Annotated in this window: 12 protein-coding genes; 8 read left to right on the top strand and 4 right to left on the bottom strand. The window is 60.2% G+C overall.

From position 1 onward, the window contains the following. Positions 1–47 precede the first annotated feature (47 nt). The 4 genes from ASC74_RS29825 to aceE form a co-directional block, all read right to left on the bottom strand. Complete coding sequence (locus ASC74_RS29825) at positions 48–2,741, bottom strand: putative bifunctional diguanylate cyclase/phosphodiesterase (protein ID WP_056746469.1); 2,694 nt, start codon at positions 2,739–2,741, stop codon at positions 48–50. A gap of 194 nt (positions 2,742–2,935) precedes the next feature. Continuing rightward, positions 2,936–4,330, bottom strand: coding sequence for an alkaline phosphatase D family protein (locus ASC74_RS29820; RefSeq protein WP_056746467.1), 1,395 nt, complete (start codon positions 4,328–4,330; stop codon positions 2,936–2,938). Between the two features lie 273 nt (positions 4,331–4,603). Then, positions 4,604–6,571 (bottom strand): dihydrolipoyllysine-residue acetyltransferase, encoded by a 1,968-nt coding sequence (aceF, locus tag ASC74_RS29815; protein ID WP_056746466.1) that lies wholly within the window; start codon positions 6,569–6,571, stop codon positions 4,604–4,606. An 11-nt stretch (positions 6,572–6,582) separates the two neighbouring features. Further along, positions 6,583–9,228 (bottom strand): pyruvate dehydrogenase (acetyl-transferring), homodimeric type, encoded by a 2,646-nt coding sequence (gene aceE, locus ASC74_RS29810; protein ID WP_046045669.1) that lies wholly within the window; start codon positions 9,226–9,228, stop codon positions 6,583–6,585. 383 nt (positions 9,229–9,611) lie between these two features. Between aceE and glnE the strand changes: the two genes are divergently transcribed. From glnE to ASC74_RS29770, 8 genes are all read left to right on the top strand, one after another. Next, entirely contained in the window at positions 9,612–12,551 is a 2,940-nt protein-coding gene (gene glnE / locus ASC74_RS29805; RefSeq protein ID WP_056746464.1) for a bifunctional [glutamate--ammonia ligase]-adenylyl-L-tyrosine phosphorylase/[glutamate--ammonia-ligase] adenylyltransferase, read from the top strand. 259 nt (positions 12,552–12,810) lie between these two features. After that, entirely contained in the window at positions 12,811–13,845 is a 1,035-nt protein-coding gene (gene waaF, locus ASC74_RS29800; RefSeq protein WP_056746462.1) for a lipopolysaccharide heptosyltransferase II, read from the top strand. A 1-nt stretch (position 13,846) separates the two neighbouring features. Next, on the top strand, positions 13,847–14,908 hold the full coding sequence (rfaC, locus tag ASC74_RS29795) for a lipopolysaccharide heptosyltransferase RfaC (RefSeq protein ID WP_056746461.1): 1,062 nt from the start codon (positions 13,847–13,849) through the stop codon (positions 14,906–14,908). Then, positions 14,908–16,029 carry a glycosyltransferase family 4 protein gene (locus tag ASC74_RS29790; RefSeq protein WP_056746459.1) on the top strand — a complete coding sequence of 374 codons (1,122 nt, stop codon included), beginning with the start codon at positions 14,908–14,910 and terminating at the stop codon, positions 16,027–16,029. Before rfaC ends, ASC74_RS29790 begins: the two co-directional genes overlap by 1 nt. Beyond that, positions 16,029–16,835, top strand: coding sequence for a lipopolysaccharide core heptose(I) kinase RfaP (gene rfaP / locus ASC74_RS29785; RefSeq protein ID WP_056746457.1), 807 nt, complete (start codon positions 16,029–16,031; stop codon positions 16,833–16,835). The genes ASC74_RS29790 and rfaP overlap by 1 nt, the downstream gene beginning before the upstream one ends. Further along, on the top strand, positions 16,835–17,569 hold the full coding sequence (locus ASC74_RS29780) for a lipopolysaccharide kinase InaA family protein (protein ID WP_056746455.1): 735 nt from the start codon (positions 16,835–16,837) through the stop codon (positions 17,567–17,569). Before rfaP ends, ASC74_RS29780 begins: the two co-directional genes overlap by 1 nt. Further along, the gene (locus ASC74_RS29775) at positions 17,566–18,318 is read left to right on the top strand and encodes a lipopolysaccharide kinase InaA family protein (RefSeq protein WP_056746453.1); all 753 of its coding nucleotides are present in this window, start codon (positions 17,566–17,568) and stop codon (positions 18,316–18,318) included. The genes ASC74_RS29780 and ASC74_RS29775 overlap by 4 nt, the downstream gene beginning before the upstream one ends. Further along, positions 18,318–19,769: a lipopolysaccharide kinase InaA family protein gene (locus ASC74_RS29770; RefSeq protein ID WP_056746451.1), complete on the top strand. Its 1,452-nt coding sequence runs from the start codon at positions 18,318–18,320 to the stop codon at positions 19,767–19,769. Before ASC74_RS29775 ends, ASC74_RS29770 begins: the two co-directional genes overlap by 1 nt. Positions 19,770–19,793 lie beyond the last annotated feature (24 nt).

The raw sequence follows: 19,793 nt of genomic DNA, 5'->3' as shown, positions 1-19,793 counted from the left end.
GCGAGCAAGCCCGCTCCCACAGGGTTTTGTGCAATGACTGAAGAATGTCAGGCGATCGGGCCACGCGGATAGCGCTTGAGCTTTTCGATCAGCTCGGTGCCCGGAATCGGTCGGTCGAACAGGTAGCCCTGGCCAACGTCGCAGCGGTGACGGCGCAGGAAAGCCAACTGCTCGGCCGTTTCGATGCCTTCAGCCACGACCTTGAGTTTCAGGTTGTGGGCCATGGCGATCACCGCGGAGGTGATTTCCATGTCGTCCTGGTTGTCGGGGATTTCGTGGATGAAGCTTCGATCAATCTTAATGATGTCGATCGGGAATTTTTTCAAGTAACTGAGCGACGAGTACCCGGTGCCGAAGTCATCCATGGCCAGGGTCAGGCCCAGGCGCTTGAGCTGATCGAGCTGCAAGTGAGTGTCTTCGGTGGCTTCCAGCAGCAGGCCTTCGGTGAGTTCGAGTTCCAGCAGGTTGGCCGGCAGCGCTTCTTCCTTGAGGATGTTGGCGATGGACGACACCAGGTCCGGATCGGAGAACTGCTTGGGCGACAGGTTGATTGCCACCTGAAGATTGCCCAGGCCCGCGGCAGTCAGGTCTTTGCTCATGCGGCAGGCCTGGCGGGCGATCCATTTGCCAATCGGAATGATCAGCCCGGTTTCTTCGGCGACGCTGATGAACTGGTCCGGGCGGATCATGCCTTTTTCCGGATGGTTCCAGCGCAGCAGCGCTTCCATCCCGAGCAGGCGACCGCTGCGCAGGCAGAGCTTGGGCTGGTAGAACACGTCCAGCTCGTTCTGGGTCAGGGCGCGGCGCAGGTTGTTTTCGACGAACAGTTTGTAGCTGGCTTCGGCGTTCAGCGCTTCGGTGAACACCTGGACCTGATGTTTACCGTTGGCCTTGGCCTTGTGCAGGGCGAGGCCGGCGTTGCGCATCAGGGTTTGCGGATCGCGACCGTGCAACGGTGCGCAGGCCAGGCCCACGGAGCCGGTGACGCTGATCAGCTGGTTGTCGACGAACATTGGCTTGTCGAGGGTCGCCAGCAATTGATTGGCAATCTGTTGGCCCGCACGCAGGTCGGTGTCGTCCAGCAGCACGGCGAATTCGTTACTGGCGAACCGCGCCAGGCTGCCGCTCGGGCTCAGGCTGTTGCGCAGGCGTCGGGCCAGGCTGATCAGCAGTTTGTCACCAGTCTGGTGGCCGAGGCTGTCGTTGATCCGCTTGAAGTTGTCGATGTCCACCAGCAACAAGCTGATCGGGGTATCGCTGTCTCGGGCGAAACGTTCATCGAGGTTGCGGATGAAGGCCGGGCGGTTGCCGAGGTTGGTCAGGTTATCGGTATACGCCAGACGCTCGATGCGTTGCTGAGCGAGCTTGGTCTGGGTGATGTCTTCGTAGATGCCGATGTAATGCGTCAGCTCGCGGTTGTCGCCGTAGACCTTGGAAATCGACAACTGGCCCCAGTAGGGTTCGAGGTTCTTACGGCGGCTTTTGAACTCACCCTGCCAGCTGTTGCTCTTGGCCAGCGCCGAGTGCGCGTCGAATAACAGTTCGCTGAGGTTTTCCAGTGCCGGCAGTTCCGACAGTCGCTGGCCGTGGACTTCTTCGGTGGTGTACTGGGTGATCGCCGTGAAGCTCGGGTTGACGTATTCCACCACACCGTCGCAATTAACCAGCAAAAAGGCGTTGGCGCTTTGCTCTACCGCACGCTGGAACAGGTGCAGGGCGCTGGTGGCGGTGCGGCGGTTGTGGTTGTTGATGACTTGGGCAAACTGATCCGCCAACTCACCGGCGAAAGCAATTTCGTCCGATTGCCAGGCGCGGGGCGTACCGGTCTGCTCCAGGCAGAGTACGCCGACCACTTGGCCGTCGACGCGAATACTGGCGTCGAGCATCGCATTCACATCGCGCGGGCGCAGGTGTTCGGCCATTTCCCGGGTGCGCGGGTCGCGCATGGCGTTGTGGGCGTCGATGGCGCGGCCGGTGTGCAAGGCATCCAGATAATCAGGGAAGAGACTGACGTCAATCGGCTCCGGCAGCAGGTATTCCTGGCTGGCGCGGTGATAGGCCGAAATCGGCACGAGCAGTGAACCTTCGAGGTTCCACAGGCTGGCGCAGTCGATTTCGTAAATGTCACAGGCACTGCGAGTGATCAGCTCGGCGGCTTCTTTCAGGGAGTTGTTGCTGCTATAGCGCTGGCGGGTCAGCAGCAGGATCAAGTCTTGCTGGGCGCGCACCCGGTCCAGGTGCAGAAGCTGTTCCTGCTGGGCGCGCTGATTGAGTTCCAGGGCGATTTGCAGGCGAGAGTTCTGGGTTTCGAGGTCCAGGGCCGGCAGCAGTTGCTCGCCCTCGAACAGGCCGTCGACTACCAGCAGGTAGCCGCGCAGCAGGTGTCGATTGTGTTGCTTGTAGGCTTCGCCCAGCTCCAGCAGGTTCAAGGAGCCGGCGGCGGTGTGCAGGGTGTAGCGGATCAGGTAATGCGGGCTTTCGGTGAGTTGTTGCTGAACCGCGTCATGCAGCTGATAACGCGCTTCGGGCTCCATCAGGCTGGCGTAGGGCGAGCCGACCAGAGCACAGAGTTCCACAGCCGGCAGGCCGAATTGTCGTTCGCAATTGGGATCAAGAAACAGCAGCGCCCAGCTCGCTTCATTCAGCCGTTCGAAACGAAGCATGCCGAGCCGCGAGGGCACAGGCAACTGCGTCACTACCTCGGCCACCATACGGCTGGCGGCATCGGGTTGGCTCTTCATATGGAAGGAAACTCACTTCGAATAGGCTGATCGCGCCGGGCTCTCGCCCTCTTTACTGTTACCTGCGGCAAGGTTGCATCATTGCGACACTGACTGACAAGAGACATGAAGGCCAAGTGCTATAAGAATATGTCGGCCGGCGCGAAGATTTCTCCAGCGCCGGGCCGAAACTAATGCATTTGGCCCTCAAGGGCTCAGCGGAGCGGGATGCTGGTCGACTGCAAAAAGTTGCCGCCCCGGTCGTGATAGCTGACACGAACCTGTTCGGCATCGACGATCAAATGAGCGAAATTGTCCTGGCTGACCACCCGGCTGGTCAGTTCATGCTGATAGTCGCCAGCGGTTGTTCGCGCCAACGGTTGGTCGAGGATGAAGGTGGATGCCTTGGCGTACGGCAGCAGTTTGCTGTTGCACAAGGGTGAGGAGACGATGGTGTGTACCTCGAAGTCCGGGTCCTCGCTGTGAGTCAGGCGACTGGTCAGGGAGCCGTGGACATCACCGGAAACGAAGAAGACGTTCTTGATGCGGTGTGTACGAATTGTCTCCAGCAGCCGCAAACGTTGTTCGGGAAAGGCCTTCCACGCGTCATCACCATGGGCTTTGCGGTCGGGGTAGAACATCACGCTGGTGACCACGAATTTGACCCTGGCCGGGCTGTGAATCAGCCATTTGCACAAGGCTTGTTCCTGCTCTTCGTCGAGGATGCGTCGATCATTGGCCGAGAGGTTGCGTCGGGTTCGACTGTCAGTGACAAACCATTCGATATCGCCTTCGGCGAATTGATACCAATAGTGTTCCAGTTTTCTATTTATTTGCCCGTTGGAAAGAAGTTTATGCGCCGGGCTATGACTGGCTTGATATAACTCATACGCTGCGATGGCGTTTTTGTATAAATAGGCATCGGCCTTACTTTCGTTGGCGGGCCAGTTATCTTCAATTTCATGATCGTCGAGGATCATGTAAGTCGGCACGCTCGACATTAACTTGGCAATATTGGGTTGGGAAAAAGCTGCGCGGTACTTACTGAGTATTTCCTTGTATTCCCGGTCAGGAGCAATGACGTTCAGGTCATCGACATAGATTTGATCGCCGGTCATCAACATGGCGCTGATGGGCGGTTCGGCCTGCTGCACCAGATTCGTGATCGAGGCGAAAATCCTGTCCCCCAGATGCGGTGCAGACGGGACGCCAGCGGTCATGCGCAGGTAACGACATGAACCGACGATATAGGCCCGTGGAATCTTGGTTTTGCTGGATTGTGTGCGAAACCGGTAGATACCCCGCGGCCATTGCAGCGGCAGTTCCTGAACCGTTTCCACGGTGTGCACCGGGCTCATGGGGCTGAACCAGCCTGCCTGGTATTCGTACTCGGTATCGGCGGCAAGGTTGTTGAGCGCAATCACATCGGACATATCACGCACTATCGTCAACTTTGCAAATACACCGTGGGACCAGCGCTCTTCACCGGGCCGGCGATAACGAATGCCTGCAAATACGGGTGCATTGTTTTGAAGTTCACCACGCAAGAAGACGCGTGCGTGGTTAGTTGTTGTGTGGCCAATAATAGGGCCGACAGTCGGTTTGAACATGTTCGAATCCATTCGAATTGATGCTAACTAAGCAAAATTGGCTTATGAAGGTTTAACGATAATTAGTTTAACTAATCTTGGCTCGCAAGAAATATCGAGCAGAAGTGGACAGGAGTTGTGGGCGACGTAAGCCGCTAATGTAGGAAAGGGGTGTTGGGTGTCTTTCTTTCAGGCAAAAAAAGCCCCGCCAAACTGGCGGGGTTGAGGTACGAGCGTGGCGCTCGGAAAACGTGGAACGCGACGGGCCCTCAGGTGTTGGAGGGCCGATCGGTGTTACAGCAGGATGGTGCGGATGTCCGCCAGCAGGTCGCTCAGACGCTTGGTGAAGCGTGCAGCGGCGGCGCCGTTGATCACACGGTGATCGTAGGACAGCGACAGCGGCAGCATCAGTTTCGGCTGGAAGGCTTTGCCGTCCCAGACTGGCTGGATGGTTGCCTTGGAAACACCGAGGATCGCCACTTCCGGCGCGTTGACGATCGGCGTGAAGCCGGTGCCGCCAATGTGGCCGAGGCTGGAAATGGTGAAGCAGGCGCCTTGCATGTCGTCAGCGGTGAGCTTTTTGTCGCGGGCTTTGGCGGCCAGCACAGCGGCTTCGGCTGCCAGTTGCAGCAGGCTCTTCTGATCGACGTTCTTGATGACCGGTACCAGCAGGCCTTCAGGGGTGTCGACGGCGAAGCCGATGTTCACGTACTTCTTGCGGATGATCGCTTTGCCGCTTGGTGCCAGCGAACTGTTGAAGTCCGGCAGTTCCTTGAGCAGGTGCGCGCAGGATTTGAGCAGCAGCGGCAGGATGGTCAGCTTGACGCCAGCCTTCTCTGCAACGGCTTTCTGAGCGATACGGAACGCTTCCAGGTCGGTGATATCAGCCGAATCGAACTGAGTCACGTGCGGAATGTTCAGCCAGCTGCGATGCAGGCTCGACGCGCCGATTTGCATCAGACGGGTCATCGGCACTTCTTCGGTTTCACCGAAGCGGCTGAAGTCCACGACCGGAATCGGCGGGATGCCTGCGCCACCGGTTGCGCCAGCAGCAGCGGCCGGTGCTTCCTTGGCCTTCTGCATCATGGCTTTGACGTAAACCTGCACGTCTTCTTTCAGGATGCGACCGTGTGGACCGCTGGCGCCGACGGCGTTCAGCTCGACGCCGAACTCGCGGGCCAGTTGACGCACGGCTGGGCCGGCGTGAACTTTGGCGCCCGGCTTGGCTGGAGCCGCAACCGGGGCAGCAGCAGGTGCGGCTGCGGCAGGTGCAGCGGCGGCTGGAGCTGGAGCACTAGGAGCAGCAGCAGCGGCTGGAGCCGGGGCAGCAGCCGATGCAGCGCCTTTGACTTTCAGCTTCAGGATCAGGTCGCCGGTACCGACTTCGTCATCCAGCTTGATGGAAACGCTTTCCACCACGCCAGCGGCAGGCGATGGAATTTCCATGCTCGCCTTGTCGGATTCCAGGGTGATCAGCGACTGATCGGCTTCAACGGTATCGCCGGCCTTGACCAGGACTTCGATGATCTTGGCCTTGCCCGAAGAGCCAATGTCCGGGACATGAATGTCCTGAACACTGTCGGCAACCGGTGCAGCCGGGGCCGCAGCGGCTGGCGCTGGAGCAGCGGCAGCAGGTGCCGCCGCCTGAGCTGGCGCGGCCGCAGCCGGTGCCGCGGCACCTGCCACTTTCAGGGCCAGAATCAGGTCGCCAGTGCCGACTTCGTCGTTGAGCTTGACGCTGATGCTTTCGACCACGCCAGCGGCGGGCGAAGGAATTTCCATGCTGGCCTTGTCGGATTCCAGGGTGATCAGCGACTGGTCAGCCTCGACGGTGTCGCCGACCTTGACCTGGATCTCGATGATCTGGGCCTTGCCCGACGAGCCGATGTCCGGCACGTGCACTTGCAGGGTGGTTGCAGCAGCAGGCGCAGCAGCTGGAGCTGGAGCGGCGGCGGCAGGAGCAGCAGCCGGTTTCGCTTCAGCTTTGGCAGCCGGCGCAGCGGCAGCCGCAGGGGCCGCAACAGCGGCACCTTCGACTTCCAGCTCCAGCAGTTCGTCGCCTTCTTTCAGGCGATCGCCCAGCTTCACTTTCAGGCTTTTGACGATGCCGGCCTTGGGAGCAGGGATTTCCATGCTCGCCTTGTCCGACTCAAGCGTCAGGATGCTCTGGTCAGCTTCCACACGGTCGCCGACTTTCACAAATAGTTCGATTACTTCACCTTCACCGCTGCCGATGTCAGGTACGCGAATGAGTTCGCTCACAGAGTGTCTCCTCAGCAGTCCAGTGGGTTGCGTTTTTCCGGGTTGATCCCGAACTTGGCGATGGCTTCAGCCACCACTTTAGGTTCGATATCACCACGGTCAGCCAAGGCTTCCAGGGCTGCCAACACCACGAAATGACGGTCGACTTCGAAGAAGTGACGCAGCTTCTTACGGCTGTCACTGCGGCCGAAACCGTCGGTGCCCAGGACTTTGAATTCCTTGGACGGGACCCACTGACGAATTTGCTCAGCGAACAGCTTCATGTAGTCGGTAGACGCGATGACCGGACCTTGACGGCCGTTCAGGCACTCTTCGACATAGCTCAGTTTAGGCTTCTGACCCGGGTGCAGACGGTTGCTGCGCTCTACGGCCAGGCCGTCGCGACGCAGTTCGTTGAAGCTGGTAACGCTCCACACGTCAGCGCCGACGTTGAACTGTTCACGCAGGATTTTCGCCGCTTCGCGAACTTCACGCAGGATGGTACCGGAGCCCATCAGCTGAACGTGGTGCGCCGCTTCGCGGGTGTCTTCCTCGAGCAGGTACATGCCCTTGATGATGCCTTCCTCGACACCGGCCGGCATGGCTGGCTGCTGGTAGGACTCGTTCATCACGGTGATGTAGTAGAAAACGTCCTGCTGCTCTTCGGTCATCTTCTTCATGCCGTCCTGAATGATCACCGCCAGCTCGTAGCCGTAGGTTGGATCAAAGGTGCGGCAGTTCGGGATGGTGGCAGCCAGGATGTGGCTGTGACCGTCTTCGTGTTGCAGGCCTTCGCCGTTCAGCGTGGTCCGGCCGGCGGTGCCGCCGATCAGGAAGCCACGGGTGCGGCTGTCGCCAGCGGCCCAGGCCAGGTCGCCAATACGCTGGAAACCGAACATCGAGTAGAAGATGTAGAACGGCAGCATCGGCTGGTTGTGGCTGGAGTACGAAGTACCGGCAGCGATGAAGGAGCTCATGGCGCCCGCTTCGTTGATGCCTTCTTCGAGGATCTGGCCCTTCTTGTCTTCTTTGTAGAACATCACCTGGTCTTTATCGACTGGCTCGTAGAGCTGGCCGACGGACGAGTAAATGCCCAACTGACGGAACATGCCTTCCATACCAAAGGTACGGGCTTCGTCCGGGATGATCGGAACGATGCGCGAACCGATTTCCTTGTCCTTGACCAGCTGCGCGAGGATCCGCACGAAGGCCATGGTGGTGGAAATTTCACGGTCGCCCGAGCCGTCCAGGATTGCCTTGAGGGTATCCAGCGATGGCGTCGGGATGTCGAAGCTTTTGGCACGGCGCTGTGGCACGAAACCGCCCAGTGCAGTGCGGCGCTCGCTCAGGTAGCGGGCTTCAGCGCTGTTTGGTTCCGGTTTGAAGAACGGCAGGTTTTCCAGTTCTTCGTCTTTGACCGGAATGTCGAAGCGATCACGGAACAACTTCAGGCTGTCGACATCGACTTTCTTGGTGTTGTGCGCAGTGTTCTTCGCTTCGCCGGCACCGGTGCCATAACCTTTGATGGTCTTGGCCAGGATGACGGTCGGTTGTTCTTTGTGGTTGACCGCTTCGTGGTACGCCGCGTAGACCTTGTACGGGTCGTGGCCGCCACGGTTGAGTTTCCAGATCTCGTCGTCGGACAGATCAGCAACCATCGCCTTGAGTTCTGGCGAGTTGAAGAAGTGTTCACGAACGAACGCGCCGTCTTTGGCTTTGTAGTTCTGGTACTCGCCGTCGATGACTTCGTCCATGCGACGTTGCAGGATACCGTCGACGTCTTTGGCCAGCAGTGGGTCCCAGAAACGGCCCCAGATGACTTTGGTCACGTTCCACTGAGCACCGCGGAACACGCCTTCGAGTTCCTGGATGATCTTGCCGTTGCCGCGAACCGGGCCATCAAGGCGCTGCAGGTTGCAGTTAATAACGAAGATCAGGTTGTCGAGCTTCTCACGGCCAGCCAGCGAGATCGCGCCCAGGGATTCTGGTTCGTCACACTCGCCGTCGCCCAGGAAGCACCAGACTTTTTGCTTGCCTTCAGGGATGAAGCCACGGGCTTCCAGGTACTTCATGAAGCGTGCCTGGTAGATCGCCTGGATCGGGCCCAGACCCATGGATACAGTCGGGAACTGCCAGAAATCAGGCATCAGCCAAGGGTGCGGATAGGACGACAGGCCCTGACCGTCCACTTCCTGGCGGAAGTTGTTCATCTGGTCTTCGGTGATGCGACCTTCCATGAACGCACGGGCGTAAACGCCTGGCGAGGTGTGGCCCTGGAAGTAGATCAGGTCGCCGCCGTGTTCGTCGGTCGGGGCCTGGAAGAAATAGTTGAAGCCGATGTCGTACAGGGTTGCGCTGGAGGCGAAGCTGGAGATGTGACCGCCCAGGTCAGAATCTTTCAGGTTCGTACGCATCACCATGGCCATCGCGTTCCAGCGTACCAACGAGCGAATGCGGCGTTCCATGAACAGGTCGCCAGGCATGCGTGCTTCGTGGGTAACGGGGATCGTGTTGCGGTATGGCGTGGTGATGGCGTAAGGCAATTGCGAACCGCTACGGGTTGCGAGTTCGCCCATACGGGTCATCAGATAGTGAGCGCGGTCTTCGCCTTCTTTGTCGAGAACCGATTCCAGGGCGTCCAACCATTCCTGGGTTTCGACGGGATCGAGGTCTTGCATGGCTTGCTCCAGGGCGGAAAGGCTTCCAGAATCGGTTGCCTGAGTTTGCGACTGGCCTTGTGGGCAGACGATATAAATTCTTGGATTGCCGAGAGGTTGTTCCGGCGGCGTGTAGTTTTACTACAAATCATCGGGCATTTCAGCCTTTCGAATGTATATACGAGTAGTAAAACTACAGATGAGCGGCTTGTGGCCTCCAGCCGCGTTGTGAGAATAATCGTTAAGGTTGGTCTTTTGCCAACCAGAAAAGGTGAAAGCTTGATGCTGTCTGCCAAAAATAAAGAAATTTCAGCTATTTCTAACCTTTGTTCGACAGTCGATCAGGTAGTGCATTCTCGCGAATCACTACATGCAGCCCTCTACACGCCGATCAAGGATAGACCATGAGCCTCCCTTCGCTTGCCGAACTGCCTGGCATCCTCCTGCCGTTTGTCACCCGCGCCGAGCAGTCGTTCCGTGCGGCCGTCGCGGGGCTTCCCGACGACCATGGCCTGGCCGGCTGGACGCCTGAACGCTGGGCGCAATTCGCCCGCGTCACCGCTGCCAGCGACTTCGTGATTGAACAAAGTGTCCGTGACCCATTGATGTTGCTGGAGCTGGTGCAGTCCGGTGAGCTGGACCGAAGTTTTGCGCCCGGCGAGCTGTGCGCACAGATTGCGGCCGCGGTGAATGCAGCGGAAACCGACGATGGGCTCGGTCGCGCCCTGCGTCGTCAGCGTACCCGTCATCAAGTGCGGATCATCTGGCGCGACCTGACGCGTCAGTGCGATCTGATCCAGACCTGCCGCGACCTCTCGGACATGGCCGATGCCAGCATCGATCAGGCCTATCAGTGGTTGTACTCACGGCATTGTCAGCAGTTCGGCGTGCCGACTGGCCGGCGCAGTGGCGAACCGCAGCAGATGGTCATTCTCGGCATGGGCAAGCTCGGCGCGGTGGAGCTCAACCTGTCGTCGGACATCGACCTGATCTTCGCCTATCCCGAAGGCGGCGAAACCGTCGGCGTCAAACGCTCGCTGGATAACCAGGAGTTCTTCATCCGTCTCGGCCAGCGCCTGATCAAGGCCCTGGACCCGATGACCGTCGACGGTTTTGTATTCCGCGTCGACATGCGCCTGCGGCCTTACGGTTCGGCCGGCGCATTGGTGCTGAGCTTCAACGCGCTGGAGCAGTATTACCAGGATCAGGGCCGCGACTGGGAACGCTACGCGATGATCAAGTCGCGGGTGGTGGCCGGCGATCAAGTGGCCGGTGCGCAATTGCAAGACATGCTGCGGCCGTTCGTTTACCGGCGTTACCTCGACTTCTCGGCGATCGAAGCGCTGCGCACCATGAAGCAGCTGATTCAGCAGGAAGTCCGGCGCAAGGGCATGGCCGACAACATCAAACTCGGCTCCGGTGGCATTCGTGAAGTCGAATTTATCGCCCAGGCGTTCCAGCTGATCCACGGCGGCCGCGACCTGAGCCTGCAACAACGTCCTCTATTAAAAGTACTGAGCACGCTGGAAGGTCAGGGTTACCTGCCGCCGGCGGTGATCAGCGAACTGCGCGAAGGCTACGAATTCCTGCGGTACACCGAGCACGCGATCCAGGCGATCGCCGATCGCCAGACCCAGATGCTGCCGGACGGCGCTCAGGATCAGGCGCGTATTGCCTTTATGTTGGGCTTCGCTGGTTGGACGGCTTTCCACGAACAGCTTATGTATTGGCGCGGTCGCGTGGCCTGGCACTTTGGCCAGGTGATTGCCGATCCCGACGAAGAGGAAGGCACCGAAAGCGAAGTGGTGGTCGGCGGTGAATGGCTGCCGTTGTGGGAAGAGGCTCAGGATGAAGAGGCCGCTTGTCGTCAGTTGGAAGAGGGCGGCTTCGTCGATGCCTCCAAGGCTTTGAAAGCCTTGGCTGGCTTGCGCAGCAGTCCGCAATTGCGCGCGATGCAGCGCTTGGGGCGTGAGCGCCTCGATGCCTTTATTCCACGACTGTTGGCTCAGGCCGTGGAGCACGCCAATCCGGATCTGGTGCTGGAAAGGGTTTTGCCACTGGTGGAAGCCGTGGCTCGTCGTTCCGCGTATCTGGTGTTGCTGACCGAGAATCCCGGCGCGCTGCGACGTTTGTTGACCTTGTGCGCCGCGAGCCCTTGGATCGCCGAACAGATCACCCGCTTCCCGCTGCTGCTCGACGAATTGCTCAACGAAGGTCGGCTGTTCAAGCCGCCGCTGGCGCCGGAACTGGCCGCCGAATTGCGCGAGCGTTTGACGCGGATTCCCGAAGACGACCTCGAACAGCAAATGGAGGCCCTGCGGCATTTCAAACTGGCGCACCGCTTGCGCGTCGCCGCTTCGGAAATCGCTGGCAGCCTGCCGTTGATGAAGGTCAGCGATTACCTGACCTGGCTCGCCGAAGCGATTCTCGAACAAGTGCTGGCCCTGGCCTGGCGCCAGACCGTGGCCAAATACGGCACGCCGCAGCGCACCGACGGCACCTTGTGCGATCCCGGCTTTATCATTGTCGGTTATGGGAAAGTCGGCGGTCTGGAACTGGGGCATGGTTCGGACCTGGACCTGGTGTTCATCCACGATGGCGACCCGCAGGCGGAAACCGACGGGCCGAAGCCTATCGACGGCGCGCAATTTTTCACCCGGCTGGGGCAGCGGATCATTCACTTGCTCACGGCCCAGACCAACTCCGGTCAGCTGTATGAAGTGGACATGCGTCTGCGGCCGTCCGGTGCGTCGGGGTTGCTGGTGAGTTCGCTCGGTGCGTTTGCCCGGTATCAGGAAAATGAAGCCTGGACCTGGGAGCATCAGGCGCTGGTGCGCGCGCGGGTGCTGGTGGGCAGTCCGGACGTCGGCCAGGCGTTCGAGAAAGTCCGCGCAGCGGTATTGGGCAAGCCACGGGACCTTGCAACCTTGCGCCAGGAGGTCAGCGAGATGCGCGCCAAAATGCGCGATAACCTTGGCAGCAAGAGCACCGCGGCGGGCACCGGGGCAAATGCCTTCGAGGCCACGGCGCCATTCGATCTCAAGCAGGACGCCGGAGGTATCGTCGATATTGAATTTATGGTGCAATACGCGGCCCTGGCGTGGTCCGAATCGCACCCGCCATTGCTGCGCTGGACTGACAATATCCGCATTCTGGAAGGGCTGGAGGAGGAAGGGCTGATGCCCGCCGAAGACGCCAGCCTGTTGCGCGAGGCCTATAAAGCCTACCGTTCAGCCGCTCACCGGCAGGCCTTGCAGAAGGACGCCGGGGTGATACCGGGCGACCAGTTCGTGGACGAACGGCGGCAGGTAGTGCGGATCTGGCGCGAGCTGGGGCTAAACTGAAACCGGAATTTGTAGCACCTGATACCCAATGTGGGAGCGGGCTTGCTCGCGAAGGGGCCATTAAATTCAACATTGATGGCGACTGACACTCCGCCTTCGCGAGCAAGCCCGCTCCCACAGTTGATCTGCGGTGTTTTATAGAAAATTGATCCGGCGGGCCTGTGCAGGCTCGTCCAAATGACCTGACAGCCAAGGCTGCAGGTGCTGGATTCTCGAGGCGGGGAGGCGTATGCCTCCCCGGCTCGTTTATGGAAACCACATGAAAATTCTGATCGTTGGGCCCAGTTGGGTCGGTGACATGGTGATGGCGCAGACACTGTTTCAGTGTCTCAAGCAGCGCCACCCGCAATGCGAAATCGACGTGCTGGCCCCCGAGTGGAGCCGGCCGATTCTTGAGCGCATGCCCGAAGTACGCCAGGCCTTGAGCTTTCCGCTCGGTCACGGTGTTTTGGAGCTGGCAACGCGTCGGCGCATCGGCAAATCCTTGGCCGGCCAGTACGACCAGGCGATTCTGCTGCCCAATTCCCTGAAGTCGGCATTGGTGCCGTTCTTCGCCGGCATCCCGAAACGTACCGGCTGGCGTGGCGAGTTCCGCTACGGCCTGCTCAATGACGTGCGCACGCTGGATAAAGAACGTTATCCACTGATGATCGAACGCTTCATGGCCCTGGCTTACGAGTCCGGTGCCGAGCTGCCGACGCCTTATCCACGGCCGAGCCTGCAGATCGACCCGGTCACTCGCGACGCGGCAATGGCCAAGTTTGGCCTGGCTCTCGACCGCCCGGTGTTGGTGCTGTGCCCCGGTGCCGAGTTCGGCGAGTCCAAGCGCTGGCCCTCCGAACACTATGCCAAGGTTGCTGAAGCGAAGATCCGCGAAGGCTGGCAAGTCTGGCTGTTCGGTTCGAAAAACGATCACGCCGTCGGCGAAGACATCCGTTCGCGGCTGATTCCCGGTCTGCGTGAAGAGTCGGTGAACCTCAGTGGCGGCACCTCCCTGGCCGAAGCCATCGACCTGATGTCCTGCGCCGACGCGGTGGTGTCCAACGACTCCGGTCTGATGCACGTCGCCGCCGCGCTGAATCGCCCGTTGGTGGCAGTCTACGGCTCGACGTCGCCGGGTTTTACGCCGCCACTGGCCGAGCACGTCGAGATCGTGCGCCTGGGCATCGAATGCAGCCCCTGCTTCGATCGCACGTGCCGCTTCGGTCATTACAACTGCCTGCGCCAGCTCATGCCGCAAGCGGTGAACGAAGCCTTGCAGCGTTTGCAGGGCACTGTGGTCGAGGTCAAATAGTTTGCGGGTACTGCTGATCAAGACTTCTTCGCTGGGCGACGTGATTCATGCGTTGCCGGCGTTGACCGACGCGGCACGGGCGATCCCCGGCATCCAGTTCGACTGGGTGGTGGAAGAAGGCTTCGCCGAAATCCCGAGCTGGCACCCGGCCGTGGGCAAGGTGATTCCGGTGGCGATCCGTCGCTGGCGCAAAAACATCTGGCAGACCATCAAGAGTGGCGAGTGGAAGCGCTTCAAGCAAAGCGTTCGCGCCAACAAATATGATTTGGTGATCGATGCCCAGGGCCTGCTGAAAAGCGCGTTGCTGACCCGATACGCCAAAGCCCCGGTGGCCGGGCTGGATAAAAACTCGGCCCGCGAGCCGATTGCCGCACGCTTCTATTCCCGGCGTCTGGCCGTGGCCCGTGGGCAACACGCGGTGGAGCGGGTGCGTCAGCTGTTCGCTGTAGCGCTGGGTTATGACCTGCCCAAAGGCTTGGGCGATTACGGCCTGAACGTCGAACGACTGGTGGAATTGCCGCGCAAGAATCCTTACGTGGTGTTCCTGCACGGCACCACGTGGGACACCAAGCACTGGCCTGAAGCCTACTGGCGCGAGTTGGCCGAGCGCGTCGGCTATCTCGGTGTCGCGGTGAAGCTGCCGTGGGGTAATCCGATCGAGAAAGCCCGGGCCGAGCGCATCGCCAAAGACATGAGGCATGTCGAAGTGCTGCCCAAGCTGAACCTGGCGGGTGTCGGCAAAGTGCTGGCCGGCGCGCAAGCCTGCGTGGCGGTGGACACCGGTCTCGGTCACCTCGCCGCTGCACTGGACGTGCCGACGCTGTCGTTGTTTGGCCCAACCAACCCGGGCCTGACCGGTGCCTACGGTAAAGCGCAGATTCACATCGCCAGCGATTTCCCCTGTGCGCCGTGTATGCAAAAGAAATGTACGTATCAACCGACGGCCCAAGATGCCCGTCAGTTTGACCTTAAGCGCGAGTGGCCCCTGTGCTTCACGCGTCTGAATCCCGAGCGTGTCGCGACCCGACTGAGCACGTTGTTACTGGCTGAGGAGCTGCGCTGATGCAATTGGCATTCGTCTTGTACAAGTACTTTCCATTCGGGGGCTTGCAGCGCGATTTCATGCGCATTGCCCTGGAATGTCAGCAGCGCGGCCACCAGATTCGGGTCTACACGCTGATCTGGGAAGGCGATATTCCACCGGGCTTCGAAGTGTTGGTGGCGCCGGTCAAGGCGTTCTTCAATCATCGACGCAACGAGAAGCTCAGCGAATGGATGGAAGCGGATCTGGCCAAGCGTCCGGTGGACCGTTTGATCGGCTTCAACAAGATGCCGGGTCTGGACGTCTACTACGCCGCCGACGGCTGCTTTGAAGACAAGGCGCAAAACCTGCGCAACTCGCTGTACCGTCGTTGGGGCCGCTACCGGCATTTCGCCGAGTACGAGCGCGCCGTGTTCGCCAAGGATGCCAAGACCGAAGTGCTGATGATTTCCGAAGTCCAGCAGCCGCTGTTCATCAAGCATTACGACACGCCGCTTGAGCGCTTCCATTTGCTGCCGCCGGGTATCTCTCAGGACCGTCGTGCGCCGGCCAATGCCGCCGAGATCCGCGCCGAATTCCGTCGCGAATTCAACCTGAAAGACGATGATCTGCTGCTGGTGCAAATTGGCTCCGGGTTCAAGACCAAGGGCGTGGATCGCAGCCTCAAGGCGCTGGCTGCATTGCCCGCCGATCTGAAGAAACGCACCCGGCTGTTTGTAATTGGCCAGGACGACCCCAAATTATTCCAGGTGCAGAGCGCCACACTGGGGCTCGGCGATAACGTGACATTCCTCAAGGGTCGCAGCGACATCCCGCGTTTTCTGCTCGGCGCCGATCTGTTGATTCACCCGGCGTACAACGAAAACACCGGGACTGTGTTGCTCGAAGCCCTGGTGGCCGGGTTGCCGGTGCTGGTGAGTGCGGTGTGTGGTTACGCCCATTACATCGCCGAGGCCGACGCCGGTCTGGTGCTGGACGAGCCTTTCGATCAGGCGCAGCTGACTCAGTACCTGACCGGAATGTTGAACGACGCTCAAGCACGGGCGGCCTGGAGCCGCAACGGTCTGGCCTTCGCCGAGACGGCCGATCTCTACAGCATGCCGCAGCACGCGGCCGATGTGATTCTGGCGGAGCACGCTTAATGAAGTTGATGCTGGCTGAACCGTTCAAGAGCCTCTGGGCCGGACGCGACCCGTTCGCTGAAGTCGAGGGCCTCCAGGGCGAGGTATACCGCGAACTTGAAGCGCGCCGGACCCTGCGTACCGAAGTCAATGGCAGTGGCTTTTTCGTGAAAATCCACCGCGGCATTGGCTGGGGCGAGATCTTCAAGAACCTGCTCACGGCCAAGTTGCCGGTGCTCGGTGCCGGCCAGGAATGGAAGGCCATCCAGCGCCTGCAGGAAGTCGGCGTGCCGACCATGACCGCCGTGGCTTACGGCGAGAAGGGCAGCAACCCGGCGGACCAGCATTCGTTCATCGTCACCGAAGAGCTGGCGCCCACTGTCAGCCTCGAAGACTTCAGCATCGACTGGGTCAAGCACCCGCCCGAGCCAAAACTCAAGCGCGCGCTGATCGCCGAAGTCGCGCGCATGACCGGCATGATGCACCGCGCCGGGGTCAACCATCGCGACTGCTACATCTGCCACTTTCTGCTGCACACCGACAAACCGGTGACGGCCGACGATTTCAGGCTCTCGGTGATCGACCTGCACCGTGCCCAGACCCGCCCGACGATTACCCAACGCTGGCGTAACAAGGACCTGGCGGCGCTGTATTTTTCGGCCCTGGACATCGGCCTGACCCGTCGCGACAAATTGCGCTTCCTCAAGGGTTATTTCCAGCAGCCCCTGCGCCAGATTCTGGGCGAGGAAGCCGGTTTGCTCGCCTGGCTCGAAGGCAAGGCCAACAAACTCTACGACCGTAAACAGCGATACGGGGATGCGCTCTGATGGCGGGTTGGAAACTGGAATCTGCGTACAGCGATCTGGCAGAAGATTTCGGCAGTCTTGAGGCTGTGTTTGCGCTTCAGGGCGAACGCCTGACGCGCGACCTGTTGTCCGAGGTCATTCGCGTCGAGCGCAATGGCGTCAACTATTACGTCAAACGCTACGTGGGTGCCGGCAAAGGTCTGCGCCGTTACCTGGGCAAGCCTCGGGTGAAAGCCGAGTGGCAGAACCTCAAGCGCTTCGCCAAGTGGGGCATTCCTACCGCCGAAGTGGTGGCCTGGGGCCTGGAACGTCGCGGAGCGGCGTACGATCGCGGGGCAATGATCACCCGTGAGCTGCCGCATACCGAAGATATGTCGGCCCTGGCCGAGCGGCATGATCCGAAACTGACGGACCGCGCCTGGGTCGACAACGTCAGCCGGCAGCTGGCGGGTTATACCCGGACCATGCACGACCATCGTTTTACCCATAACGATTTGAAGTGGCGCAACTTGCTGATCGACGATGAGCCCCGGCTGTTTTTGATCGACTGCCCCAATGGCGATTTCTGGCGCGGCTTTTGGCTCAAGTACCGGATCACCAAGGACCTGGCGTGTCTGGACAAGGTTGCCAAGTATCACTTGTCGGCTACCCAGCGCCTGCGCTTTTACCTGCAATACCGCCAGTGTGATCGGCTGAATGCCGCCGACAAAAAACGCATCCGGCACGTGGTGAGATTTTTCGAGGGACGCGAATGACTGATTTCCTGGCGGCTGAAGACCGTGCGCTGCTTGAGCGTCACGGCCTCGGCACCTTTGACGCACTCTGGGCCAAACAGCTCGACGCTGTGGACGAGCCCAACACAGCTCGCGGTGGCTGGAGCAGTGTGTTTCGGCTGGATCTGGAAGGTCATGGCTACTACCTCAAGCGTCAGAGCAACTACCAGATGCGCACCTTGCATGCGCCCTTTGGTGAGCCGAGCTTTGCCCGTGAGTTTCGCAATATCAGTCGCTATGAAAAGTTCGGTATTCCGGCGTTGAAAGCGGCGTTTTTCGGTGAGCGCAAAGTCGACGGCGAAGTCCGGGCGATTCTGCTGACCCGTGCCCTGGACGGTTGGGATGACCTGGATTCGCTGTTGCAGCGCTGGTCTGATCTGAGTTCGGCGCAGCATTCGGCCATTCTGAAGGCCTGTGGGCAACTGGCTCGGCGCCTGCACGGCGCGCGTCAGGTTCACGGTTGCTTCTACCCCAAGCACATTTTTCTCCAGGCCACCGGCGACGGTTACCTGGCCCAACTGATCGACCTGGAAAAGACCCGGCCGTTGCTGTTTGGTCTGCGTGATCGGGCCAAAGACCTGGAGCCGTTGCTGCGTCGAGCGCCTGAGTGGAGCGAAGCGCAGTTGCGCGAGCTGCTGGCCGCCTATCTGGATCAATCACAAGACAGTTCGCTGATCGACAGCTGGCTTGCGCGACTGACCGCGCGGCGCACTCATAAGGAGACGCGCTGATGCGTTTGTCCGAGCTGAAAAATGCTGGCCGCAGCCCGAGACTGCCGCTGAACATTCCACTGGCCGATGCCGCCGGCCCTGCCGAGTTGCAGTTGCTAAGTCTGTTGCGGGTGTTGCCGGGGCAGCGTTACGTCGGTGCCGGCGTCTGGCGTGGCCGGCCGGTGCTGGCCAAGTTGCTGGTCGGCAGCAAAGCGGCGCGGCATTTTCAGCGGGAACGCAACGGTGTGCATTTGCTCGCCGCCCAGGGCCTGACCACGCCGCAACTGTTGGCCGACGGCCTGAAGGACGGCGAGGGCGGCTGGCTGCTGTTCGAGTTCATTGAGGGCGCCGAAAGCCTTGGTGAAACCTGGAAACAGGTCGAGCATTTGCCGGTGCTGGCGGATATGCAAGGGGCTGTGTTGGCCGAGGCGTTGGGCGCTATCGGCCAAATGCATCGCAAGGGGCTCTGGCAGGAAGACCTGCACCTGGAGAACCTCTTGCGCCAGCGTGGCCGGTTGTATTTGATCGATGGCGGCGGCGTCTGCTCCGAAACCCCTGGCCAACCGCTCTCGCGACAGAAAGTCCTGGAAAACCTCGGGGTGTTTTTCGCCCAGTTGCCCAAGTCGCTGGAGCCCTTCACCGAAGAATTGCTGGTGTATTACCTGCTGAGCAACGGCGAGCATGCCTTGCCGATGGAAGCGTTGCAGAAGCAGATCAGCAAGGTGCGCAGCTGGCGCCTGAAGGACTTCCTGATCAAGGTCGGCCGCGAATGCACGCTGTTCAGTGTCCAGCGCGGAGCGTTCGGCTTGCGGGCGATTCGCCGCGAGGAAGAGGCCGCGATGCTGCCGGTGCTGGCGCAGGCCGATGCGTTGCTCGATCAGGGTCATCTGTACAAGACCGGCGGCGCGGCGAGCGTCGGCAAGGTCGAGGTGGCGGGTCGTACGCTGGTGATCAAGCGCTACAACATCAAAGGTTTTGCCCACTGGCTCAAACGCTTCTGGCGCCCGAGCCGTGCCTGGCACTCCTGGCGTGAAGGCAATCGGTTGGCGTTTCTCGGCATCGCCACGCCCAAGCCGTTGGCGTTGCTGGAGAAGCGTTTTCTCTGGTTGCGCAGTCGGGCTTATCTGGTGACCGAGTATTTGCCGGGGCCGGACATCATTGAGCGGTTTGCACCTTACGTTGAAAGCGGTGAGGCGCCGGAAGCCGAATTGCTGGCGCTGGATCATTTGTTTGCCGAGCTGATTGGCGAGCGGATCAGTCACGGGGATTTCAAGGGGCATAACCTGTTCTGGCAGCACGATCGCTGGGCGCTGATTGATCTGGATTCGATGTGTCAGCATGGCTCTGTGGGCAGCTTTGCCCCGGCCTATGCGCGGGATCGGGCAAGGTTCATGCGTAACTGGCCTGAGAGCAGTGCGCTGTATCGGGTCATTGATCAGCGTCTTCCCAAAGATATCTCCAGCGCTGCCTGAATCGCCTTCGCGAGCAAGCCCGCT

The organism is Pseudomonas sp. Root329 (assembly GCF_001424925.1).
GTDB lineage: Bacteria > Pseudomonadota > Gammaproteobacteria > Pseudomonadales > Pseudomonadaceae > Aquipseudomonas > Aquipseudomonas arabinosi.
Note: the sequence above shows the minus strand (reverse complement) of the source record. Positions and strands in the feature narration are given on the sequence as shown.